Origin of the sequence: Pedobacter africanus, from assembly GCF_900176535.1 — a bacterium.
Classification (GTDB): domain Bacteria; phylum Bacteroidota; class Bacteroidia; order Sphingobacteriales; family Sphingobacteriaceae; genus Pedobacter; species Pedobacter africanus.
Genome location: NZ_FWXT01000004.1, coordinates 366,939 through 391,327 on the forward strand (window position 1 = coordinate 366,939; position 24,389 = coordinate 391,327).

The following is a 24,389-nucleotide window of genomic DNA, read 5'->3' on the forward strand; positions in this document are numbered from 1 at the left end:
AAGATGAAAGAATTTATCAGATTATACCTGGATGCCTATAAAGGGTTGTCTGCCCCGGCGTGGATGTTGGCGCTGGTTATGCTCATCAACAGAAGCGGGGCGATGGTCATCCCTTTTTTGGGTGTTTACATGGTTAATCATTTGCATTTTAGTCTGGAAGACACCGGAACGGTATTAAGCTGTTTTGGTGTAGGGGCCGTGGCAGGTTCATTTTTAGGAGGCTGGTTGACCGACAAAGCCGGGCACTTCAAAGTACAGTTGTACAGTCTAATCCTTACGGTTCCTATGTTTTTTCTCCTTCCTGAGCTTACTACAGTCTTAAAGCTGGCTATTGGAGTGTTTATGCTGAGCATCATTTCAGAAACATTCAGGCCTGCAAATTCAGTTTCTATTGCTTACTACGCTAAGCCGGACAATGTCATCCGTTCCTTTTCCTTGAACCGTATGGCCCTGAACCTGGGGTTTTCTATTGGTCCAGCCCTGGGTGGTTTCCTGGCTGCCGTTTCCTATGCTTTTTTATTTTATGGCAATGCGGTTGCTGCATTTTTATCGGCTTTGATGTTTTTCCTTTATTTCAGAAACCGCAAGGGGAACGAGAAGAAAGCGCTGAAAGAAGAACCTGTTTTAAATACCGGAGCAGCAGAACGTTCTCCATACCGGGATGGCCTTTTTATAACCTTCAGCATCCTGAGTTGCGTGTTTGCCATTTGCTTTTTTCAATTGCTGAATACCCTGCCTTTATATTACCGTACAATTTATAAGCTGAGCGAAGCGGATATAGGAGTGATCCTGGCTTTTAGCGGTATGGTGGTGTTTTTACTGGAGATGATGCTGGTTCATATTGCAGAGAAAAGAATGACTGCGAGGGAAGTAATTGTGTCAGGCGTTTTACTTTGTGGACTTTCCTTTCTGATCTTAAATCTGGCCGTTGGTATATGGGTATTGTACCTGGCTATGTTTGTATTGTGCATTTCTGAAATTCTGGCCATGCCTTTTATGGCTACGGTAACTTTGCAGCGTTCTTCTTTAAAAAACCGAGGTGCTTATATGGGAATCAATGCCCTTTCTTTTTCTGCGGCCCATGTGTTTTCACCATTTGTAGGCACAAGGATAGCTGCAGAGTGGGGATTTGAGATTTTGTGGTATGGTACCGCGGTTGTCTTGCTGCTTACGGGCATAGGCTTTCTGGTGGTTATGAAACGAATGCGGCTATAATGGCCACTGTTTTAGTGGTTTTACGTTGTTTTCTACTCGTTTTTCGGATGCTTGCGGAATAAGCAGTACGGTTAGTGCTTTTACAGATCTTGCAGGCAGAAAGGTTTCAAAACCGATCATTACAGTTCCGGGATTTGGGGCGTCATAGTCGGTTGTAGGATTGGTAGACCAGGTTTTTAGGTTAACATGGTCAGACCCCAAAACACGAAGAATTAATTTTTTGCCCATTTTTTTGAGTTCAGCCTCATTCTTACCTATAATTTTAACCTCTGCAGTAGTCAGCATAGCCCAGCGGACAACCGAAGGTTTGTCATTATTTTCCAGCTCATCCCGGATCACCACGTAGCTGTTGTTTACCATGGCAATCCCACGGAGGGCTTTGGCGAGGTGGTTTTTATAGACCGAACTGATGTCCAGTACTGCATTTCTATAGGAAGGATCATCAGCGCAGCTGATAATGGGGGCTGTGCCCTCAACCTGCTGAAATTCATTATTAACACTTAGGGTGTTGTGGAAAAGATTGTTATACCTCAGTACCTGCCATCGCTGAGAATTTTGCTTCATGTTCCAAAGATCTACGCCCTTGGACTCCAAGGATTCATAACCCTGCATTCCAAAGTCGCTTGCCCAGCGTACGCCATTTGCTTCCATTACAAAAGAACCTACATCCATGTGTCCGTGATTTAAGGAGGGGCTTCCACCCTTAATGCCTACATACAAGGCATTCGGATCTGTCCATGAGCTACGCATCATCACAACCGGGTTAACACCTTTTCCCACCCACATATTTTCTTGTGGGGCAGGAATTTTGTTCAATGGAATTCCGCTACCCCAAATGAGCAGGGCAGGAAGAAGACGGTCGTTGGTGAGCGCATTGGTGTTTTTGTTAAGGTACTTTAGCTCGTTGAACAATAGAGATGGGTTTTTCAGCTTTGCAGCAAACCAGAACATGGCTGGGTTGATCTCGGCACTATTGCCTGAATCGAAATAGTTAAAGGGCAGACTTGTGGGACCGGTCATGTTGAGCAAATAGCCCGCAGTTTTTAAGAAACCAGCTTTTTCTCCCAGACCAAAATCGGTGTGGAATGCTTTTTGGAAAGCGCTGATGAGCATAACATTAAACGTGGTGCCATAGTTCCAGTAGCCATATCCCTCGGGGTAAGCACCATCGGGTTCATAAACTTTCATAGGCAGGTTAAGTTTGTCTATGGCCCGGTTAATGATGGCATTGGAGAATTCGGGCTGATCTTCGTATAACGCAATTGCAGCAAAGGAAAGGCCGGCATTACAAACCTGGTTCCAGTTGTGCGCTGCAGTAAGCCAGAACATATTGCTGCCGGTTAACATTGAAGGCTCAAGACCTTTGGTAAGGAGCGCTGTTTTTATATTAGAGCGGGAATTTATGGGTAAGTCATTGTAAAGCCAGTCGTAGCCAATGGCGAGTGCCATGGTCATTTCTGCTACGTCCAGGAAATGAGAGGGGTTCCAGTCTTCAAAAGCAGCGGCGGCAAGCATTTCCTGTTCCGCCCTTTTCAGGTATTTTTCCTGCCTGGTCATGCGCCAGGCATAGGAGAGGTAAAAGACCCGCTGGAGACAGGTTCTGGATTTATCGAGTAAGCGGCGGCCAATTTTGATTCGCTTTATTGGCGCCTGCTTTAAAAAACTATCACACTTGGAGAGTATACTTATATGTACTTTTTGTAGTGTGGGATTGGATTTGAGGCTTTGATGGATATTTTCTTCTTCATTCTGCAGGAGCAATAGCCTTGGATGGTTTGGAACATTCATTTTACCGACAAGGGTGTTTTGCGCATAAAGGCAAAATGTCAGCAATGAAAGAATCAAGGTAAAAATTTTTTTCATCTGTGATAAGGTTGCGATCAATATACAAAAAAGCGTGCAGGATAAGATTACCCGGCACGCTTTTTTATATGTTAATTTATACTTATTTCAGAACTTCTGCTAATCTTTTAGTCTGGTGATCGGCCAGTTTTTGCAGCGGTCCGGCGGCAAGCATTTTCATCATCATGTTCAAGTCTGCGGAAATGGTGTGTGTAGCAATAGTGCCTCCATTGCCATTATCGGCTACCGTCCATTTTAATTCCACGTCAAAAGGGGCTTTTTCGGTAGGTACGGCTATTAGTTCACGGTTCTCCGTACGGCTTGAAATTTTGATGGCAAGTTTGGCCATGTTTTGTATAGTAAAACTGGCTTCATCTTCGGTAGAAGACCAGTTGTAGATATTTTCGGGCATGAGTTGCTGGTGATTGTTCAGATCGGCCAGAAAGTCATATACTTTTTCTACAGGCAGGTCTATCGCTGTAGTGCTTTCAATAACTGTCATTTGCTGTTAGGTTAGTTCCTCTAATTCTTTTCCCCATTCGGATGGGTTTCTGCGCCACTTTGTTAAAAGATCTACATCTTTCTGAGCAATGAAGCTATGTTCTGCTGCGTATTCAATTAAAGTATTGTAATTAGAAAGTGTGGCATAACGACATTTGGCTGCGGCAAAATTTTCGTCGGCCTGATCGAACCCATAGGTAAATATGGCTACCAGTCCGGCAACAGATAACCCTGCATTTCTGAGGGCTTCAACAGCCTGAAGGCTGCTTTTACCGGTAGAGATCAGGTCCTCTATAACCACCACACGTTGCCCTTCAATAATTTCACCTTCTATCAGGCTTCCTGTTCCATGTTCTTTGGCTTTCGATCTTACGTAAGCAAATGGCAGGCCCAGTTCCTGAGCTACCAGGGCTCCCTGAGGAATACCTGCAGTGGCAACACCTGCGATCAGGTCAACAGATCCGAATTCTTCCTGGATCAGCTGCGAAAGTTTTTGCCTGATGTATGTTCTTACCGATGGATGGGATAGGGTGATCCTATTGTCACAATAAATAGGAGATTTCCAACCAGAAGCCCATGTAAACGGGTTGTTTGGTTGTAACTTTATTGCTTTTATTTGTAATAAAAATTCAGCTACCTTTAATTCAATATCACTTTTATTATACATAACGCAAAATTACGGAATTCTTTACACTTGTGCGAACACTACTCCAACAATGTTATCAAGGTTGAAGTGGAAATGCGGAAAGTGCTGTTAATTATTTATACCTATGCCCGCAAAGATCGTTAAATAATATTGCGGAGAAAAGGTGTTTTTTATCTTCTCCTGATTACCAGTATTATAAAGAATTCACAAAACGCTTTCGATATAAAATTCTGTTTGATGCCGTTGTTTTTGTATGTTTCGAAATTTTGTTTTGTTTTTAATAGGTGATTCCGGACAGCTTCCTGTAATGAACAGAGTTCTAGGCTTTTTCATGCAGGCTGTTGAACTTTGGGCTGCAAAATTAAATTTTCAAACAGCTCATGAAAAAAATAAAAATGGCACGATCCATTACCACCAGGGGGCGGGATTCGTTGCTACGTTATCTGAAGGATATTTCGGAATATCCTTTACTCAGCGCAGATGAGGAAATTGCACTGGCACGCAAAATTAAAAATGGAGATCATGCTGCTTTGCAGTGGCTGATCAACTGTAACCTGCGGTTTGTGGTATCGGTTGCAAAAAAATATGAAATGCAGGGATTGCCACTTGCAGATTTAATTGAAGAAGGAAACATCGGTTTGATGAGGGCTGCTGAACGCTTTGACGAAAGTCGGGGTTTCAAATTCATTTCTTACGCAGTCTGGTGGATCCGGCAGACTATTTTAGAGGGTATAAGCGCCCATAAACGTTTGATCCGTTTGCCCTTGAGTCAGATTAACGGAATTCAGAACCTTGGAAAAGCTGCACTCAAGCTTGAACAGCAACTGGAACGCTGCCCAACCAAAGAAGAGCTGATCAAGTTTATGAATATTTCGGAAAATATGGCCTATGATTACCTGCAAAGTTCGGTCTGTGGCTGCTGGCTCGATCAGCCCTATGAGGCGGAAAGCGGAGAACATTTGCAGGTAACTTTAAAAGACCCCAACACACTTGAACCGGATACGCAACTGGAAAAAGAAGGATTTAAAGCTGATATTGAATTGATTATGAAAGTCTTAAGTCCGAGGCATCGGCGTGTGCTTAGTCTTTCTTTTGGCCTTGAGGGTGGTTTTCCATTGTTAGAAGATGATATTGCCAGGCTATTGGGGTTAAGTACAGAAACCATAAGAAGAGCAAAGAAAAATGCCCTGAAACAACTTCGCGGCATTAAAGAGATTCAAATGATGCAGGAATACCTGCGATAAATTATCAGATAAATTTTAAAGAGGTGCTGTAATTCTGTACTTTTAAAACCTGGTTTTTGGTGATTGCCTGTTGCGCAGAACTTTAAACCTTTAATGCCGGGAGCAAATGATGAAACCATACAGAATTTATATTAACGACAATACTTTATATATCACTTCTTCCTTATCGGAATACACCGAAGAAATGGAACAGCTAGACGTAGCTGATTTTAATTTCCCAGGCTTTTACAAGTCCCTGGCTGCAGCCACTGGTAAAACCTATTTGCTGCTGGACGCTGACCCGAAAGCATTGTTTAAAAAAATCAGGAAAAGTTGCCTGATTATTAAAGCTGCGGGAGGATTAGTGGCTAGTAACAAAGGCAATTACCTGTTTATTTTCAGGAACAAAAAATGGGACCTGCCTAAGGGCAAGGTCGAAAAAGGGGAGAAAATGAAAGAAGCTGCGCAGCGGGAGGTAGAGGAGGAATGCGGTGTAAAGATCTGGAACAATGAGGATAAGCTTTGTAAAACTTATCATGTTTATACATTGGGTAGCAAAATTGTGCTGAAAAAGACCAACTGGTACAGCATGACTGTTAAAGGAGAACCTAAATTGATCCCGCAAAAGGAGGAGGGCATTACAAAAGCTAGCTGGTTAAGCAAAACAGAACTAGCGCCCGTGCTGGCCAATACCTATCCTTCCATAATGGATGTGCTGGAAGCCGCAGAGCTTTTGGAGCAACGCGTGTTATAGGCGGGCTATGGCTTCCGGGGGTAGAAATTTGCTTACATCCCCATTATTTCTTAAAATATCCCGTACGATAGTAGAGCTGATGGCGGAGTATTCTGGCTTGCTCAGGATAAAGATGGTTTCCATTTCGGGCATCATGGTCTGATTGATCTGGGCAATAGCCCTTTCGTATTCAAAATCGCCAACGGAACGGATACCTCTTACCATGTAGGCTGCATTGATCGTCCTGCAGAAATCTACTGTAAGGCCTTCATATAGTCGTACCTCTACGGACGGGATGCCTGCGCATACAGTCCTGACAATTTCCTCCCTTTTTTCTGCCGATAAAAAACCCTGTTTCGAACTGTTCAATCCTATGCCAACCACAATTTTATCAAATAAGGGCAATGCGCGTTTCAATATGTCTACATGGGCAATGGTGATGGGGTCAAATGAACCTGGAAAGAGTGCAATCTTCATGACGTAAATGGATTAATGCTGTTTTTCAAAAAAGCTGAATGATGAATTGCCATACCGTCTGGTTTCTGTATAGCCGGGCTTGTCATTCAGTTTTAGCAAAGATGGATGTTCTACTATTAATAAGCCGTTAGCTGTAAGTAAGTTATTTTTAGCTACCAGTTCAGGAATCAAAGGTATGGTTGGCAGGTTATAGGGCGGATCTGCAAAAATGAGCTGATAACTTTGCTGATGTTGTTCAAGGAATTTGAAGACATCGGCCTTATGTACTTCGATTTCTGTGAGTTTGTGTTTGTCAACTATTGATTTTACCCAATGAACACAGCCCGAATGTTTGTCTACTGCAGTAACCTTTTTTATTCCCCTGGATGCAAATTCAATACTGATGTTCCCGGTTCCGCAAAAAAGATCCAGTGCCTCACAGCTGCCGAAGTCATATGTATTGTAAAGGATATTAAAAAGTGCTTCTTTGGCCATGTCAGTGGTAGGCCTCACAGGTAAACTTACGGGGGCATTAAAGCGGATGCCTTTTAATTTTCCTCCAATTATTCGCATAGATCGATTGCCAGCAGGCCGCTGTAATAGTGGGCAGGCATATCGTCCAGAATTTTCTGGTCAATTTCTCCTGTAGGTGGTAAATTAAACATGATGTCGTTAAAATACTTTTGCACACACTGATAATATGCATCTCCCTCGTTTATAATTCCGCTCAGGTATACCCGGGCGTCGCTGGTGTTGATATTGAGCTGGCTAATGATGAGCAGTAAATAATAATTAAACTCTTCTGCATGATCTGTCTGGTAATAATGCTGAAAAATGAGTTTGGCATTTAGGGTATAAGCTGCATTAAAAGAAGTAGCAGTAAAATCAAGTACCAGGGCCTGGTTACTGTGTTGTGCGGCCAAGGTCAAAACCGATGCATTTTGTGCATAAAGTTTGTAATTGTTTAAAGAACTTGTCAGGGTATCTTCAATAAATTGCTGCAGCGTAAAAATGGAAGTCAGGCCAAAGGTACTGAAAGGCCTGCTATATAAATTAGCAGATTGTTCTTCAGTAAAGAATTTTGCATACTGGTCCAATTCCTGTACATTGAATAGCTCGTTAGGGATATTTATGGAGTTCTCGGTATATACGGCAGCTTTGATCTCTTTAAAAGGCAACCCTAAATAGCTATCGTTTTTAAGCCTGCCGGATAAGGTTTGCGGAATGTCTGCACATTCCTGCTCATCGTATACGGCTTTTAGCTGTTTGCTGTTTTTATCAATGATTGCGTACGACAGGCTATCTGGTGTTATTTTCATCAACAGATCGCAATCTTCTGCCGTATTTGGGTCAAATTCCGGATCAACTAATAGTATGCTGTTTTTATTATCCATATTAGCAAAATTAATCCTTTTTTCTATAACATCACCATCGCATATTTGCTAAATGGATAAAGCGGCAATAATACAGGCTTCTTACGAATTCGTACCCACAGCAGAACAGCTTGATTTTTGCAGGGAAATGGCGTCTTTTTTATCCCGGGGGCTGAATGATCAGTGCTTCATATTAAGGGGGTATGCAGGGACGGGAAAAACCACCTCTGTAGCAGCGCTGGTAAAAGCATTGCCACAGTTTAAAGTGCGTTCGGTATTGCTGGCACCAACAGGAAGGGCGGCAAAGGTAATGGGCAATTATACCGGTAAAAAAGCGCTTACCATCCATAAAAAAATATATAGAAAACGTGCTGCTGTTGGTACGGACCTGTCTTTTCAGCTGGCGCCTAATCTTGCGGAGCATACCCTGTTTATTGTAGATGAAGCATCTATGATTGCAGATGAATGGATTTCACATACAGGATCCTCATTTTTAAAAGATCTGATCGAATTTGCATACAATGGTAAGAATTGTGCAGTGGTCTTTGTGGGCGACACCGCACAGTTGCCGCCGGTTGGCAGTATTGAAAGTCCGGCATTAAACAAAGCTTATATCGCATCAAACTTTGGCAAACAGGTGATGGCGATTGAGCTTAAAGAAGTGGTAAGACAGGAGAAGAAATCGGGTATCCTGGCCAATGCCACCATGCTGCGCAGGATGATCAGTGCGCTGGAAAAAGATGAAGAAGGTAAAATCGCATTGCCGAAATTCATGACCAAAACCTATAAGGATATTTTCAGGATGACCGGTTTAAAGCTGGTAGAGGGGTTGGAATATGCTTATGGTAAATTTGGCATTGAAAACTGCCTGGTGGTTTGCAGATCTAATAAATCGGCAAATGTATACAACCAGCAGATCAGGGCCAGGTTGCTTTACCGAGAAGAGGAGCTAACAGGAGGCGATCAGATTATGGTAGTGCGGAACAATTATTTCTGGCTTCCTGAAAACGAATCGGCAGCCTTTATTGCAAATGGTGATATGGCCAGGATTGTCCGGGTAAGAAAAACCGAAGAGCGGTATGGTTTGCGTTTTGCCGAAGTGCAGCTTGAATTTATTGATTTTCAGGAACTTGGTGCGATTACCTGCAAGGTGATGCTGGATACACTTACGATTGATGCACCCAATTTGTCCTATGAGCAAAACAATCAGCTTTTTGAACAGTTAAATATAGATTATGAGCACATCAAAAATAAGCGGGAAAGGTACAATGCAATTAAGGAAGATCCTTATTACAATGCATTGCAGATCAAGTTTGCTTATGCCGTTACCTGCCATAAAGCGCAGGGCGGGCAATGGGATGCTGTATTTGTGGACCAAGGCTATCTAACCGATGAAATGGTAGACATGGATTTTTTAAGATGGCTATATACCGGAGTAACAAGAGCCAGAAGAGAATTATTTTTAGTAAATTTTGCGGCTAAACTATTTTCTGCTCCAGCAGAAGAACAGTTTTAACCTTAAATTGATATTTGTTATGAGATTTGCATACTCTGTTAAACAAAAAATGAAAATTGCGGTACTGTTGTTTTGTATCATGGCTTGTACCTTACTGATCAGGTTTTTAGAAGATAAGAGTGTGAAAAGCATGAACGAATCCTTTGTATCGATGTATAACGATCGGTTGATCCCGGCAGCAGATTTGTTTTATGTAGCTGAAAAGGCCTACCTGAAAAAGTCGTTGTTTGAGGATGCTTTATACGAGCCGGAACACCTGTTTAGTGTCGACAAGTTACAGGCGCAGCTGGCCGCACTGAATACCTCTATAGATTCATTGATACAGAAATACAGCAAGACCTTACTGGTGAAGCAGGAAAAGGAGCAGCTGATACATTTAAAAAATGGGCTTGGCAGTACAGTAGAGGTAGAACATAAAATCCTTGCTGCTGCAAAGGTCCAGGGGCTTGCAGCAGCAAGGGTGCTTTATGAAACAGAGGGGCGTGAATCTTCCAGAACGACCATCAAAAAACTTTCTGAGCTGATGAACATTCAAAAGCAGGTGGGTGAGGAGCTGATCAAGGATTCAGCCTTTATGGTATCCGGCAATAAGATTTACTCGGCCTTTCAGGTCGTACTGGCCATTGTAATCGGGATATTGATTGTTGGTATTGTATTTACCTCTAATGTAGTGAAAATCAGTAATGATAAGTTTAACCTGAATTAAGCGGCAATAAAAGGCAACGTAATCTGGAAGGTGGTTCCCTGGTTTTCCTGGCTGTCTACAGTTAATGAGCCGCCGTGTTGTTCAATGATCTGCCTGGAGATGTGTAAACCAAGTCCTATTGATTTTTCACCTTTAAGTCCGGGTCGGCCGGCTTTGGAGAACTGATCAAAGAGTAGCTGTTGAAGGTGAGCTGGAATCCCTATCCCAAAATCAGTAACCCGGATGATGCAGGCATCAGCGGATTTACGCACTTCAATGTTAATTGGACTTTCGGAATTCGAAAATTTTAAGCCATTCCCAATCAGGTTGTCTATTACCCGGGTAAGTTTGGAAGGATTTACCGCAGAGGTCAATTCCTGCTCATTGCAGCTGAAAACAATCCTACGCTCGTTATTGAGGTTCTTTTGCCAGTTGCTACAGATATTGTTCATAAAAGTAATGATGTTGGTGGTCTGCAGCTGGAAAGGGGCCTTGTTGTTCTGGGCAATTTCGAGCAAATCATCAATAATATGCTTAGCCTGGCGCGTTGAACTCAGAATAAGCTGTATTTCCGTATTGTTCTGCTGCTGACTTTCTTCGAGTACAATCCTTGTGAGTGCCTCAATATTGTTGAGCGGGTTTCTGAGATCGTGCGCTACAAAGCCAAGGATCTCGCTTTTTTGACGATTGAGCAGCTGCACTTCCAGGTTTCTTTCTTCCAGTTGTTTTAAACGGGTGAAGTGTTTGGATTTAAAATAATAACTATACCTGGAAAAGGTATATAGTGCCACAACCAGTATAAACGCAGCCATAAAATTGAACACCTGGTCTGTCAGGTTTAATCCAGGCAGTACCAGGGTAAGGCCAAATAAAAGGAACACATAAAGCGAAAGGATGATGATCTGCTTTACTTCCAGTGCAAAAAACAAGGAAACCATCATAATTCCTATAAGAAATACGGCCAGGGTATTCTTTGGGTTATGCAGGGAAAAAATATAACTGACGGCAAATGTGGTGGTCAGGATAAAACAGCAGCAGGTAACAATCAGTATATTTCTGCTTGTTGTAGTCCAGCGGCCACTTTTTAAGGCATGGTTACTCAACAATAGAAAGCCCAGTGAGCCTGTTATGGTTAGCCAGTTGTTAAAGCTGTATTCCGAGTAGTTGGCCATTGATGATAAGCCTTCATAGCTGAGCAATGAAAGCAGCCTTACCGTAGCCGAAACAAAAAAGTAAATACTGCTTAAAACCCTTACCTGTTTAACGTTAATAATGCTATAGGCCTCCTTAAAGGCCTGGGCATATTGGTTGGGCGTTTGGTATGTATAAAAACTAAGCAAGTGGTGAATTTGCTAGTAAAAATAACGAAAGGAAATGATTTGTACGATTTTATATTACTTTTGCTGAAAGTAATAACTATGATCACGATAGCAGCCACCGAGTTTAACTATGCGTTTTTTTTAAAGCTTTTAAAATTTGGCCTGGTAGGATTCGTGGGGCTTATTGTCGATTTCAGCATTACCTATATCTGCAAGGAAAAATTAAAGATCCATAAATATGTTTCCAGTTCACTAGGCTTCAGCATTGCTACAGCAACCAATTATCAGTTGAACAGGTTGTGGACTTTTGGCCGGCATGATGCGGCCACTATGATGCAATTCGGAAAATATTTCATGATCTGCCTGGTAGGGTTGGCCCTAAGCAATATTCTGATCTATCTGCTGAACGATAAGCTGAAATGGAATTTCTATGTTGCCAAAGGCTGTGCCATTGTAATCGTGTCGTTATGGAACTTTTTTGCCAACTACCTTTATACTTTTGCAACCTGATAAGCCTTTTCATTGATGCTTGAAACAAAAAGAACCCCAAAGCAGATCCTGTTTGTCTTTTTAGGTGCATGGACATTGATCAATGTCATCCAGGCGGCATTTGTAGAGGTTCATGCAGATGAAGCCTATTACTGGATGTATTCCAGGTTTTTAGACTGGGGCTATTTTGATCATCCCCCAATGGTTGCCTTGTTCATAAAAATAGGGGATGCGCTGATACCTTCTACTTTGGGTTTAAGGCTCCTTACAATACTGAGCAGTACTGCTTCTGTGTACCTTTTATGGAAGATGTTGAGCAGGTACGGGCAGAATATAAAACTGTTTATATTGTTGTTCGGGTCGGTTGTCTTGTTCCATGTTTATGGCTTTATCACTACGCCGGATGCACCATTGTTTTTCTTTACTGTGCTTTTTCTATATCTGTACCAGCGTTATGCGGAAGAAGATAAGTTCAAATGGGCATTCCTGCTGGCCCTGGTTATTGCAGGCATGCTGTACAGCAAATATCATGGTATCCTGGTGTTGTTCTTTACCATACTTTCCAATTTTAAGCTTTTAAAAAGGCCCAGTTTCTGGTTTATTGTGCTGCTTGCAGCAGCAGCTTTTGTTCCCCACATCTGGTGGCAAATACAAAATAATTATCCTTCATTCTATTACCATGTGATAGACCGGTCGTCTGCATATTATAAGTTTGGTTTTACAACAGAATATTTGCTGGCACAGCTGGCGCTGGCAGGGCCGCTTGTAGGCTGGTATATGTACAGACAGTCTTTCCGCCTGAAACCAGATGATACTTTTATCAGGGGCCTTAAGTTTAACTGTTTTGGAATATTCATTTTTTTCCTGATCAGTACTTTGAAGGGAAGAGTTGAAGCGCATTGGACTTTACCAGCAATGATTGGCCTGTTTATGCTGTCCTACATCGCAATGCTGCGGTTTAATGTGCCCAAATGGTTCGAAAGGCTAGCCCTGGTGAATATTTTTCTGATCGTTCTGGTCAGGCTGGTGCTGATCTTTCCTGTGGGCGTCTTGATGAAGGTTAAAGTGGTTTCCTATTATTTTGGGAACAAGACCTGGGCCCAGGAAATAAAAAAGAAGGCCGGTGATGCACCGGTAATCTTTATGGATTCTTTCCAGGTGCCTTCCAGGTATAATTATTATACGCGTAGTACAAAGGGATTTTCCTATGATTCCAGGTATTACCGGAAAAACCAGTACGACATCTGGCCGCTGGAAGACAGTATCAGAAATAAGCGGGCCTATTTTGTACTTCAGTATCCTATGGAGGGCTTAGGCAGAATAGATACGATTCAGACTGGTAAGGGGCTGTTCTATGGGGCCTGGATCGACAAGGTACGCATATACCAGAAACTGAATGTAAGCCTGGAATCAGTACCTGCCAGCTGGGAAAGAGGAGCGGTAAAAGAATTGCAGCTAAAGATCAGCAATCCATATAAGGAAAGTATAGCGCTGGGCAATGCTGGTGCAAACTGGAAGTGCTATCTGGAATATGGGTTTAAGATTGGGCCTGATCTGGGTGAGTTTAAAGTTGCTGGAACGAACCTCGAACCTGTCACAATTGGAGTGGGGCAGTCTGTACTGGTTAGCGCCAGCCTAAGGGCACCTTTGGTTCCGGGTAAATACAAATTGCTGTTTTCTGTACGGACAGATCCTTTTTCAGGCGCCAGGAACAGCAGCATGATTCCGGTAGAAATCAGGTAAACTTTATTTTTTCAGTTCTCCTGGAAGGTAACCGAAATGCTTTCTGAATGCTTTGGAGAAGTTATAAGGTTCGTTATAACCCATGGTATAGGCTGCCTCATATACAGTACAATGCGTTTCGAGGAGCATTTGCCTGGCATAGTTCATCTTTAACTCGTTCAGGTAACCAAAAACGGTTAGCCCAAATAGTTCTTTAAAGCCCTTTTTAAGCATAAATTCGTTTAATCCCGCCTCGCGGGCAATGCCATTTAGCGTCAAAGGATCGAACATCCGTTGCTGGATGTACTGCCGTGCAGCATGAAGTTTATCGACATTATGCCGTTCTATTTTAACAGGTTTTGCACCGTTTAATGCCTCTGCCTGTTCGGCCTGAAGTAAAAAAAGTTCAGTGATCTTCGATTCAAAAAACAGCTGCTTCATGTTACCGGTATACACGCAATGATGCATGTCGTTAATGATGGATTGCTGTTTAGGGGTAATTGGGAGCGCATGTTCAGAAATGTCAGCCATCTGTCCCGCATTCACCTTGTCCCAGAAACGTTTCAGGCATTCCAGGTCGGTAGCGTATAAGCGGCTGAAAAAGGATTCGTAAAGGGATATGCCAAAATTGCGTACTTCAGGGCTGCTTAAAGCATAATAACCATCAAAGCCAGGTAGAAAGGTAGTGGCATGCTGGTTGTCTTTAAGTACGTACTTTTCTTTGCTGTTTGCTTCCCAGGCAGAACTGGTGCCATGTATAGAAAAATACATGTTCAGGGTAGGGGTTTCGTTTTGCTCGCGAACAGTTAATTCCTGTTCCAGTTTGCTGCTTCCGGAGAAAATGTCTGCGCCATTAATTTTGACTTCGCTGAAGTTTATGTAACCGGTGTTACCCAAATAGTCAGCACATTCTGTTCGGTCAACTTCCGACATTTCGGTACATAAAATCAAATTCAATTCATTGTCGATCATAGGTTTATGTTGTAATGATATTGATAGCTTTGAATTAACGAATCTAGTGAAAAATTTAAATTTAAACGAAAGAGTCAGGAAATAAATCCTTTTAACAAGGTTATTACTCCTTATGGCAGGGGTAGACAAAATTAGTTTTTATTCAACTTTGATATTGCGAGAAAGACTATTTTGAATCATGTAATCTGATGAAGATGAAACAGGAATACATAGCAATAAAAGGTGCCCGTGAAAATAACCTGAAAAACATTTCGCTGTTTATACCAAAGCGCAGGATCACCGTTTTTACCGGCGTTTCTGGCTCCGGTAAATCGTCTATTGTATTTGAAACCATTGGTGCCGAAGCCCAGCGACAGCTGAGCGAAACGTTCTCGACTTTTGCGCGGAACAGGCTGCCCAGGTTTAGCCAGCCCGATGCAGACGCTATAGAAAACCTTTCTACCGCCATTGTTATTGATCAGAAACGCCTTGGGGGCAACTCGCGTTCAACAGTGGGTACCATAACCGATATTTACGCGATCCTGCGCTTGCTCTTTTCGCGACTGGGCAAACCTTTTGCAGGATATTCTAATGCTTTTTCTTTTAATGACCCAACGGGAATGTGCCCGGAATGTAATGGGCTAGGGGAAACGGTAAAACTGAACCTGGATAAATTTCTGGACCGTTCCAAATCTTTAAATGAAGGGGCTATTTTGTTTCCGATGTTTGCCGTTGGCAGCTGGTATTTTAATTCCTATGCCTATTCGGGCCTGTTCGATAACGATAAAAAACTGGGCGATTACACAGAACAGGAATGGCATACCCTGCTATATGGTAAGCCTAAAAAAGTTACGGCCAGAAAGGACAATGTTCCGCTGAATGTGAATTTTGAAGGTTTAGTCGACAAGTTTAACCGGATGTACATTAAAAGGGATACCAGTATCCTTTCCGAATCGACCCGCGGAACACTGGAGCGTTTCATGTCGTTTTCTGCATGTCCTTTATGCAAAGGTGCCCGTTTAAACCAGGCTGCATTGAACAGCAGGATAAACGGTTATAACATTGCGGAGCTAACCAGCATGCAGATTGATGAACTGATCGGTGTTATTGCAGAAATAAACGATCCGGTTGCCGGGTCCGTGACCTCAGAATTGATGATGCGTTTGCAGCACCTGATGGATATCGGCCTGGAATACCTGAGCCTTGACAGGGGTACGGACACACTTTCAGGCGGAGAATCGCAGCGCATCAAAATGGTTCGGCACCTGGGCAGCAGCCTTACCGATATGATCTATATTTTTGATGAACCGAGCATTGGTTTACATCCACGCGATGTGCACCGTTTGAACGAACTGCTGCAGCAATTGCGGGACAAGGGGAATACCATCCTGGTGGTAGAGCACGACCCGGAAGTGATCATGATTGCAGATCATGTGGTAGATGTTGGCCCTTATGCCGGTGTATTGGGTGGTAATATTGTTTATGAAGGTACAGCAGAAGGGCTGAGGAAAGCGGATACCCTGACTGGTAGGTACCTGAACAGGAAATTACCCCTGAAATCGCAATACAGAACATCAAAGGGATACCTTGCAATAGAGAATGCCGGTCTCCATAACCTTAAGAACATTACGGTTGTTATTCCTGTAGGAGTGCTTACGGTCGTAACGGGAGTGGCCGGTGCAGGAAAGAGCACGCTGATCAATGATGTTTTTGTAAAACAACATCCGGAGGCCGTGCTTATTGACCAGTCGGCCGTAAGCACTTCCATACGTTCCAGTCCAGCTACTTACACGGGTATAATGGACGACATCCGCAGACTGTTTGCCCAGGCAAATGATGTGAGTGCCTCCCTGTTTAGTTTCAATTCCAAAGGCGCCTGCTCAAATTGCCAGGGTCTGGGTTTTATCTATACCGACCTGGCCTTTCTGGAGCCTGTTAAAAACCCTTGCGAGATATGTGGCAGTAAAAGGTTTAAGGAAGAAGTATTGGAGTACAAACTAAAGGGAAAATCTATCAGTGATGTTCTGGAGATGACTGTACAGGAGGCGGTGGAGTTTTTTGATAAAAAGGACCTTAAAAAGCGCCTGCAGGCCATACATGATGTGGGGCTGGACTACCTTACACTTGGACAGCCTTTAAGTACCCTTTCTGGTGGTGAATGCCAACGCATTAAACTGGCCGGTAATCTCCACAAAAAAGGCAGCATCTATGTGCTGGACGAACCAACAACGGGCTTGCACATGTCGGACGTAGGGCATCTGCTGGAAATTATGGACAGCCTGGTGGATAATGGCAATTCAGTTATCGTAATTGAACATAACCTGGATGTGATCAAAAATGCAGACTGGGTAATTGACCTTGGCCCGGAAGGCGGAAAGAATGGAGGTGAAATCGTATTTACCGGTACACCTGCTGATCTTCTAAATGAACCGGGTTCCTTAACCGGACAATATTTAAAAAAAAGCAATGAATACATATATGAAACCTAAAATTTATCTCATAATGGTGCTGCTTGCATCGTTTCATGTTGTGGTGAAAGGGCAGGAAACCGGGTCCTTAAACTATAAACTGAGCCTGAAAGCTGCAATTGACTATGCCCTGACCCACCAAACGGATGTATTAAATGCGGTAGTGGACGAAGAAATGGCCAGAAATAAAGTTAAAGAAACAGTAGGTATCGGTTTACCGCAGGTTTCTGCCAGCTATAATTTTCAGGATTTCTTAAAGCTGCCTACCACCTTATTGCCCGGAGAATTTTCCAATCCACCTTCAGACACGCCAATTCCGGTTAAATTTGGGACTAAATTTAACTCCACAGCCGGAATAGAGCTGAGCCAGCTCATTTTTGATGGCAGTTACATTGTGGGTTTGCAGGCTTCCAAAACCTATAAAGAATTATCGGTTAGGAACAGCAGACGTACCAGGATTGAAACAGCAACGGCAGTAACCAAAGCTTATTATTCGGTATTGGTGATCGCTGAGCAACTTGACCTGATTGATGCCAATCTTACACAGCTTTCCAAATCTTTAAATGATACAGAAGCCTTGTTTAAAAATGGCTTTGCAGAAAAAATTGATGTAGACAGGCTGCAGGTTTTAAAGAACAATCTGGAAACTGAAAGAGAGAATGTGACCCGACTGCTGGAACTGAACATCAATATGCTGAAATTCCAGATGGGCATGCCTATACAGGCTGAACTGACGCTTACCGATCAGATCAAAGACATCAGGGCAGAGCAGGTTGCCCTTGCAGTGGCAGATACAACCGCTTACAAGGGAAGGATCGAATACGCTTTGCTGGAAACACAGCAGAAGCTGAACGAATTGGATTTTAAAAGGCAGAAAAGTACTTTCCTGCCTACACTGAGAGGTTTCGCCAGTGCCTCAAAGAATTTTCAGTCGGACGAATTTTCCAGGCACTTTGACAACCGCTTTCCAACATCTGTTATTGGCTTTACACTTTCCTGGAACCTGATCAATGGCGGACAGCGCATTTATCAGATGCGAAATGCAAAACTGACCATTAAAAAAACTGAAAATGACATGCTGAATTTGAAGAATGGAATAGCGCAGGAAGTTTCTGCCAATCAGAAACTGTACCTGAACAGCAAGCGGTCAGTAGAGAACCAGGAGCGGAACCTGGCCCTGGCGAAGGAGATCCTAAGGGTTACGCGAATCAAATATGAACAGGGCGTAGGCTCAAGTTTAGAAGTGACTACTGCAGAGACCTCATTAAAAGAAGCGCAGAACAATTACATTAAAGCTTTGTACGATTTGCTGATCACTAAGGTAGATCTGGATAAAGCAGCAGGAAGAATTAATTATTAACCTCAAGAAACACTATAAAATGAAAACATCAATATATACCCTTGCATTTGCCCTTGTATTGGCTTCCTGCTCATCAGAAAAGCCAAAAGATAAAAAAACGGAGCTGGAACAGCTGAAAAAGCAACGTACGGAATTAAACGGTAAAATAGAAAAACTGGAAGCTGAACTGGGTCAGAATAAGACGGTGGCTGAGGTTAAAGATGTGACTGCAACCGAACTTTCAGAGATCCATTTCAGAAGTTATGTCGAAGTACAGGGAAAGGTAGATGCAGAGGACAATGTGGAAATCATGCCAGAATCACCAGGGACCGTAACTCAGATCTATATAAAAGTTGGCCAGAATGTGAGCAAGGGACAGGTACTGGCCCAGCTTGACGATAAAGTGCTTAAGCAGAGTGTAGCGCAGATGCAGACCCAGCTTGATCTGGCAACAACGGTATTTAACCGCCAGAAAAACCTTTGGGACCAGAAGATCGGGACCGAAGTACAGTACCTGACAGCCAAAAGCCAGAAAGAGGGCCTGGAAAGACAACTGGCCGGTATAAAATCGCAGGCAGCAATGAATAAAATTAAAAGTCCTGTTTCGGGTACGGTGGATGCAATGGAGCTTAAACTTGGACAATCTGTAGCACCGGGAAATCCTACTGGTATCCGGATAGTGAACGCCAGCAGGCTTAAAGTGAAGGCCCTGGTTTCTGAGAATTACGGTGGAAAGGTGAGTCAGGGTGATGAAGTTCAGGTATCGCTGCCTGATGTTCCGGACAACCTGCAGGCGCATATTTCTTTTGCTGCAAAAGTAATAGATCCGGTTTCCAGGGGCTTTAATGTGGAAGTGAAACTGCCTTCCAGTAAAAGGTACCGCCCAAACATGGTAGCGATCCTGAAGATTATAGACTATAAAAATGATCAGGCCCTGGTGGTTCCCATCAATGCCATACAAAAGTCTGAAACCAGTGAATATGTATTTACCGCAGTAAATGGGAAAGCTAAAAAGGTAGACATCAAAACCGGTAAGGTTTCGGACGGCAAAGCCGAGATATTATCGGGATTGAAAGCCGGCGACAAGGTGGTGACCACAGGATTTCAGGACCTGAACGACGGAGATAGCGTAAAATTATAGACAGCTTTATTCATCAAAAAATGAAGGATATAAATAAAGAGTTTAAGCCCTCCAGCTGGGCGATTGACAACAGAACGGCGATTTACGTGTTCACTTGTCTGCTAATGATAGCAGGATATTTTTCTTATCAGAAGCTGCCAAAAGAAAATTTTCCAGAAGTAGTTATTCCGAAGATATTTGTGCAGACGGTATATCCGGGCACTTCTCCTTCCAATATGGAAAACCTGGTGACCAAGCAACTCGAAAAGGAAATCAGGGGGACCTTGGGACTAAAAAAAATCACTTCCAGTTCTTTTCAGGATTTTTCTTTCATTACTGCTGAATTTAACACGGATGTAGATATCAAGGATGCAAAACAGCGGATCAAAGATGCGGTAGATAAAGCGAAAACAGACCTGCCTTCAGATTTACCTGATGATCCGGTAATCATGGATATCAACCTTTCAGATCTGCCTATTATGTATATTAACATTTCGGGTGATTATGATTTAAAAAAGCTTAAAGAATATGCTGATGATATAGAAGATAGGGTAGAGGGGTTGAAGGAGATTGCAGGGGTAGACATTGTAGGCGCGCTGGAACCTGAAGTACAGATCAATGTAGATTTGCAAAAGATGGATGCTGCCCAGATATCTTTTACAGATATAGAGAATGCCGTTAAATATGAGAATTTAACCATCTCCGGCGGTTCGGTTAAAATGGATGGTATGCTGCGGACGCTCAATATCAAGAAGGAATTCGAAAATGCCGAAGAAATAGGCAACATGATTGTTAAAACCCCAACTGGTGGTTCAGTTTATCTGAAAGATATCGCGGAAGTAATAGATTCTTTTAAAGAACAAAAAAGCTATGCCCGTTTGTATGGCAAAAATGTAATTACATTGAACGTAAGGAAACGCAGTGGTGAAAACCTGATCGAAGCTTCTGATAAGATCAATGCGATGTTAAAAGATATGAAAGGAAAAGTGATCCCTGAAAAACTCAATATTACCATCACCGGTGACCAGAGCGATCAGACAAGGATTACGCTGCATGATCTGATCAATACCATCGTCATCGGTTTTATTCTGGTTACGCTGATACTGATGTTCTTTATGGGGGTAACCAACGCTCTGTTCGTGGCGCTTTCTGTCCCTTTGTCTATGTTCATTGCTTTCCTTTCTATGCCGGTTCTGGGGGGAATATTTGATTTTAACTTTACTATGAATATGATGGTACTGTTCTCTTTTCTGTTGGGTTTGGGGATAGTAGTGGATGATGCGATTGTAGTAGTCGAAAATACCCACCGTATTTTTGACAATGGAAAAGTGCCCATTGTACAGGCTGCTAAAACTGCCACCGGAGAGGTGTTTCTACCGGTTTTGTCGGGAACTTTAACTACACTGGCGCCCTTCTTTCCTTTGTTGTTCTGGCCGGGCATTATTGGGAAGTTTATGTATTTTTTACCGGTAACACTAATCGTAACCTTATCCGCATCACTTATTGTCGCTTATATTATCAACCCGGTTTTTGCAGTTGATTTTATGAAACCGCATGATGATCATAAGGATCAAAAACCAACCTTTAACAAAGCAGTCAAACGTACTATGCTGATCTTTACAGGAGTTGCCTTACTGGGCTACCTTATCAATTTTGGTCTGGGAAATTTTGTGGTGTTGATGGCATTGCTGTATCTTTTGAATCACTTCTTCCTGTCAAGGGCGATCAAGCAATTTCAGACTGTAGTCTGGCCAAAGGTGATTAATACTTATCACAATCTGATTATCTGGGCATTGAAAAGACCACGTACCATGATATGGAGTACAGTTGGGTTATTCTTCTTTACCATCTTCCTTGTTGGCATTGTGCCACCCCGGGTAGTGTTTTTCCCTACAGCCGATCCGAATTTCGTGTATGTATACGTAGAGCTACCTGTGGGCACAGATCAGGCTTATACCAGTAAGATTATTGAAAAAGTGGAGGAGCGGGTTACCAAGGTAGTTGGCCGTAACAATCCTGATGTTTCCTCTATCATTTCCAATGTGACGGTAGGAGTAACTGATCCGCAAGGCGAGGATCAGGGAGAATACAGCAATAAAGGTAAGGTTACAGTTGCATTTGTTCCTTTTGGTAAACGAACAGGCGAGCGTACTGCAACCTATCTTGATAAGGTCAGGGAGGCCGTTAAAGGAATTCCTGGAGCGGAAATCAGTGTAGCGCAAGAGCAGGGCGGCCCACCAACTGCGAAACCAATTAGTATTGAAATTACCGGCGACAACCTGGATTCCCTGGCCAATACATCGATACGATTGAAGAAATTTCTGGATGGCAGGCAGATTGCAGGAGTTGAAGAACTTAAAACCGATTTCCAGAATAATAAGCCGGAAATTATTTTTGACGTAAATAGAGAAAGGGCAAACAGAGAGGGAGTATCTACAGGTCAAATTGGTTTAGCACTTCGGACTGCGCTTTTTGGGAAAGAGGCCTCAAAGTATAGGGACGAGAATGATGATTATGAAATCAATGTGCGTGCGATGGAGGCTCAGCGCAATAACCTGGAAGCATTGAGGAACATGAAAATGACCTATCGCGATATGGCCATGAACGGGATCATCAGGCAGGTGCCAATCTCTTCCTTTGCGGACATCAATTATGTAAATACCTATGGTGGCATTAAGCGCAAACAGCAGAAAAGGATCATCATTTTGTCTTCAAACGTTCTGTCTGAGTACAATGCCAATGAGGTAGTCGCTAATATTCAAACGGAAATTAATGAGTTCAAAGCACCTGATGGTGTGGAGATTAAAATGGCAGGAGAACAGGAAGAACAAATGGAGACGGCTGCGTTTCTGGGCACTGCATTGATAAGTGCACTGTTTATCATCCTCATTATCCTGGTATTGCAATTTAACTCCATCAGCAAGCCTGTGGTGATCTTAAGCGAAATCCTGTTTAGTGTAATCGGTGTATTGCTTGGGGTTACCATTTTTAGAATGGAGCTTTCGATCGTGATGACCGGATTGGGAATTGTTGCGCTTGCCGGTATTGTGGTTAGAAATGGTATCCTGCTGGTTGAGTTTGCCGATCTGATGGTGAGCCAGGGTATGGAAGTAAAAGAAGCCGTAATTGAGGCGGGGCGTACCCGGATGACACCTGTACTGCTTACTGCTACTGCAACTATGCTGGGACTGATCCCGCTTGCCGTAGGTTTGAACATAGATTTTGTGACCATGTTTACGGAGCTACACCCACACATTTATTTTGGAGGCGATAACGTAGCATTCTGGGGACCTTTGTCCTGGACCATCATCTTCGGCTTAAGTTTTGCCACTTTCCTCACTTTGGTACTTGTGCCATGCATGTACCTGGTAGCAGACAGGAATTCAAAGAAAGTAAAATCATGGTTTAAAAAATAACCGTTCTCTTCGAAGGCTGGAACAAATTGCGCTGAAGAAGCGCAAATTATTCCTATGCCTTCTCTGAGAAGGTAATTTTTTTGTGAAGCATGGTAGAAAGGCAGGGTGTGTGCCTCGATGCCATGCTTTTTTTCTTACACAACCTGCCTGACACAAAAATTACCTTCTCAGAGAAGACTTAGGCACTTTTAGGCTTCCCCCTTTGGGGAGCCTAAAAGATGCCCGGCTTAGAAGAGAACGGTTATTTTTGATTTTAACATATTTTAACATTAATTACCCCCATAGGTATTGTGAAAAAAATAAGGTTTGTCTAATTTTCGCTGCGAATAAAAAAATGGGTATAAATGGAAGAAGTAACTAATATGACTACACCTTCATCGTACGGAACTGATATCCGTGCTTTGAATGAAATGATACAGAAGGAAAGTGCCTTTATCGATCTCCTGTTTATGGAAATGGATAAGGTTATTGTGGGGCAGCGGTATATGGTGGAACGTTTAATGATCGGTTTGCTTGCCGATGGGCATATCCTGCTGGAAGGGGTGCCCGGACTAGCGAAGACGCTTGCGATCAATACTTTATCCAAATCTATAGATGCAGGCTTCAGCAGGATCCAGTTTACGCCAGACCTGTTGCCGGCCGATTTGCTGGGTACCATGATCTATAACCAGAAAAAAGAAGAATTTATCGTTAGAAAAGGCCCTCTGTTTTCCAATTTTATTCTTGCCGATGAAATTAACAGGGCCCCTGCAAAAGTGCAGAGTGCCTTACTGGAGGCTATGCAGGAACGGCAGGTCACCATTGGCGACAATACTTTTGAACTCCCTAAACCTTTCCTGGTGCTGGCTACCCAGAACCCGATTGAACAGGAAGGGACTTATCCGCTTCCAGAGGCACAGGTAGACCGCTTTATGCTTAAGGTTGTGATTGGCTATCCGAGTAAGGAAGATGAAAAAAGGATCATGAGGGCAAATATTGCGCCACAAGGGATGCCTAAGCCGAATGCGATTCTTCATCCGGATGATATTTTAAAAGCCAGAAAGATCGTGAAAGAGGTGTATATGGACGAGAAAATTGAACAATACATCATCGATATTGTCTTTGCCACACGTTTCCCTGAGCAGTATAAGCTGGCCGACTACAAAAACCTGATCAGCTTTGGTGCATCGCCAAGGGCAAGTATTAACCTTGCACTGGCTTCCAAAGCCTATGCATTTATCAAAAGAAGAGGTTACGTGATCCCTGAGGATGTGAGGGCAGTATGTCATGATGTGCTTAGACACCGTATCGGCCTGACTTATGAGGCGGAAGCTGAGGACATCAATACCGAAACCATCATTACCGGGATTCTGAATGCAGTAGAAGTTCCTTAATT

The 24,389-nt window shown here is 42.9% G+C and carries 20 protein-coding genes; 12 read left to right on the forward strand and 8 right to left on the reverse strand.

The window, feature by feature from the left end:
- Positions 1-3 precede the first annotated feature (3 nt).
- Positions 4-1,215, forward strand: coding sequence for an MFS transporter (locus B9A91_RS21345; protein ID WP_084241094.1), 1,212 nt, complete (start codon positions 4-6; stop codon positions 1,213-1,215).
- Here B9A91_RS21345 and B9A91_RS21350 read toward each other — a convergent pair.
- From B9A91_RS21350 to pyrE, 3 genes are all read right to left on the reverse strand, one after another.
- The gene (locus tag B9A91_RS21350; protein ID WP_084241095.1) at positions 1,210-3,078 is read right to left on the reverse strand and encodes a heparinase II/III domain-containing protein; all 1,869 of its coding nucleotides are present in this window, start codon (positions 3,076-3,078) and stop codon (positions 1,210-1,212) included. The genes B9A91_RS21345 and B9A91_RS21350 overlap by 6 nt on opposite strands.
- Before the next feature lie 82 nt (positions 3,079-3,160).
- The gene (locus B9A91_RS21355) at positions 3,161-3,559 is read right to left on the reverse strand and encodes an SRPBCC family protein (protein ID WP_084241096.1); all 399 of its coding nucleotides are present in this window, start codon (positions 3,557-3,559) and stop codon (positions 3,161-3,163) included.
- A 6-nt stretch (positions 3,560-3,565) separates the two neighbouring features.
- On the reverse strand, positions 3,566-4,225 hold the full coding sequence (pyrE, locus tag B9A91_RS21360) for an orotate phosphoribosyltransferase (RefSeq protein ID WP_084241097.1): 660 nt from the start codon (positions 4,223-4,225) through the stop codon (positions 3,566-3,568).
- A gap of 359 nt (positions 4,226-4,584) precedes the next feature.
- Between pyrE and B9A91_RS21365 the strand changes: the two genes are divergently transcribed.
- Positions 4,585-5,448 carry a sigma-70 family RNA polymerase sigma factor gene (locus tag B9A91_RS21365; protein WP_084241098.1) on the forward strand — a complete coding sequence of 288 codons (864 nt, stop codon included), beginning with the start codon at positions 4,585-4,587 and terminating at the stop codon, positions 5,446-5,448.
- A gap of 106 nt (positions 5,449-5,554) precedes the next feature.
- Positions 5,555-6,181 carry an NUDIX hydrolase gene (locus B9A91_RS21370; RefSeq protein ID WP_235012637.1) on the forward strand — a complete coding sequence of 209 codons (627 nt, stop codon included), beginning with the start codon at positions 5,555-5,557 and terminating at the stop codon, positions 6,179-6,181.
- On the opposite strand, the gene coaD is transcribed toward B9A91_RS21370, so the two are convergent.
- Genes coaD through B9A91_RS21385 form a run of 3 tightly spaced genes read right to left on the reverse strand, consistent with a single transcriptional unit; the run spans position 6,176 to position 8,010 of the window.
- On the reverse strand, positions 6,176-6,637 hold the full coding sequence (coaD, locus tag B9A91_RS21375; RefSeq protein ID WP_084241100.1) for a pantetheine-phosphate adenylyltransferase: 462 nt from the start codon (positions 6,635-6,637) through the stop codon (positions 6,176-6,178). The genes B9A91_RS21370 and coaD overlap by 6 nt on opposite strands.
- Positions 6,638-6,649: 12 nt before the next feature.
- Positions 6,650-7,189 carry an RsmD family RNA methyltransferase gene (locus B9A91_RS21380; RefSeq protein ID WP_084241101.1) on the reverse strand — a complete coding sequence of 180 codons (540 nt, stop codon included), beginning with the start codon at positions 7,187-7,189 and terminating at the stop codon, positions 6,650-6,652.
- The gene (locus B9A91_RS21385; protein WP_084241102.1) at positions 7,180-8,010 is read right to left on the reverse strand and encodes a DUF3822 family protein; all 831 of its coding nucleotides are present in this window, start codon (positions 8,008-8,010) and stop codon (positions 7,180-7,182) included. The genes B9A91_RS21380 and B9A91_RS21385 overlap by 10 nt, the downstream gene beginning before the upstream one ends.
- Before the next feature lie 52 nt (positions 8,011-8,062).
- On the opposite strand from B9A91_RS21385, the gene B9A91_RS21390 reads away from it, so the two are divergent.
- Complete coding sequence (locus B9A91_RS21390; protein ID WP_084241103.1) at positions 8,063-9,505, forward strand: ATP-dependent DNA helicase; 1,443 nt, start codon at positions 8,063-8,065, stop codon at positions 9,503-9,505.
- Positions 9,506-9,524: 19 nt separating this feature from the next.
- Positions 9,525-10,211, forward strand: coding sequence for an MCP four helix bundle domain-containing protein (locus tag B9A91_RS21395; protein WP_084241104.1), 687 nt, complete (start codon positions 9,525-9,527; stop codon positions 10,209-10,211).
- Here B9A91_RS21395 and B9A91_RS21400 read toward each other — a convergent pair.
- Positions 10,208-11,530 carry a sensor histidine kinase gene (locus tag B9A91_RS21400; RefSeq protein WP_084241105.1) on the reverse strand — a complete coding sequence of 441 codons (1,323 nt, stop codon included), beginning with the start codon at positions 11,528-11,530 and terminating at the stop codon, positions 10,208-10,210. The two genes, B9A91_RS21395 and B9A91_RS21400, sit on opposite strands and share 4 nt — an antisense overlap.
- Before the next feature lie 78 nt (positions 11,531-11,608).
- On the opposite strand from B9A91_RS21400, the gene B9A91_RS21405 reads away from it, so the two are divergent.
- Together B9A91_RS21405 and B9A91_RS21410 are read left to right on the forward strand one after the other, a co-directional pair.
- Positions 11,609-12,019, forward strand: a complete 411-nt coding sequence (locus tag B9A91_RS21405) for a GtrA family protein (RefSeq protein WP_084241106.1) — start codon at positions 11,609-11,611, stop codon at positions 12,017-12,019.
- 15 nt (positions 12,020-12,034) lie between these two features.
- Positions 12,035-13,741, forward strand: coding sequence for an ArnT family glycosyltransferase (locus B9A91_RS21410; RefSeq protein ID WP_084241107.1), 1,707 nt, complete (start codon positions 12,035-12,037; stop codon positions 13,739-13,741).
- 3 nt (positions 13,742-13,744) lie between these two features.
- On the opposite strand, the gene B9A91_RS21415 is transcribed toward B9A91_RS21410, so the two are convergent.
- On the reverse strand, positions 13,745-14,692 hold the full coding sequence (locus B9A91_RS21415) for a helix-turn-helix transcriptional regulator (protein WP_084241108.1): 948 nt from the start codon (positions 14,690-14,692) through the stop codon (positions 13,745-13,747).
- A 194-nt stretch (positions 14,693-14,886) separates the two neighbouring features.
- Between B9A91_RS21415 and B9A91_RS21420 the strand changes: the two genes are divergently transcribed.
- From B9A91_RS21420 to B9A91_RS21440, 5 genes are all read left to right on the forward strand, one after another.
- Positions 14,887-17,160: an ATP-binding cassette domain-containing protein gene (locus B9A91_RS21420; protein WP_084241109.1), complete on the forward strand. Its 2,274-nt coding sequence runs from the start codon at positions 14,887-14,889 to the stop codon at positions 17,158-17,160.
- Positions 17,150-18,499: a TolC family protein gene (locus tag B9A91_RS21425; protein WP_084241110.1), complete on the forward strand. Its 1,350-nt coding sequence runs from the start codon at positions 17,150-17,152 to the stop codon at positions 18,497-18,499. Before B9A91_RS21420 ends, B9A91_RS21425 begins: the two co-directional genes overlap by 11 nt.
- Positions 18,500-18,518: 19 nt before the next feature.
- On the forward strand, positions 18,519-19,619 hold the full coding sequence (locus B9A91_RS21430; protein ID WP_084241111.1) for an efflux RND transporter periplasmic adaptor subunit: 1,101 nt from the start codon (positions 18,519-18,521) through the stop codon (positions 19,617-19,619).
- A gap of 20 nt (positions 19,620-19,639) precedes the next feature.
- A complete protein-coding gene (locus tag B9A91_RS21435; RefSeq protein WP_084241112.1) occupies positions 19,640-23,014 on the forward strand; it encodes an efflux RND transporter permease subunit in 3,375 nt (1,124 codons plus the stop codon).
- Positions 23,015-23,358: 344 nt separating this feature from the next.
- Positions 23,359-24,387 carry an AAA family ATPase gene (locus tag B9A91_RS21440; protein ID WP_235012638.1) on the forward strand — a complete coding sequence of 343 codons (1,029 nt, stop codon included), beginning with the start codon at positions 23,359-23,361 and terminating at the stop codon, positions 24,385-24,387.
- Positions 24,388-24,389: the final 2 nt, after the last annotated feature.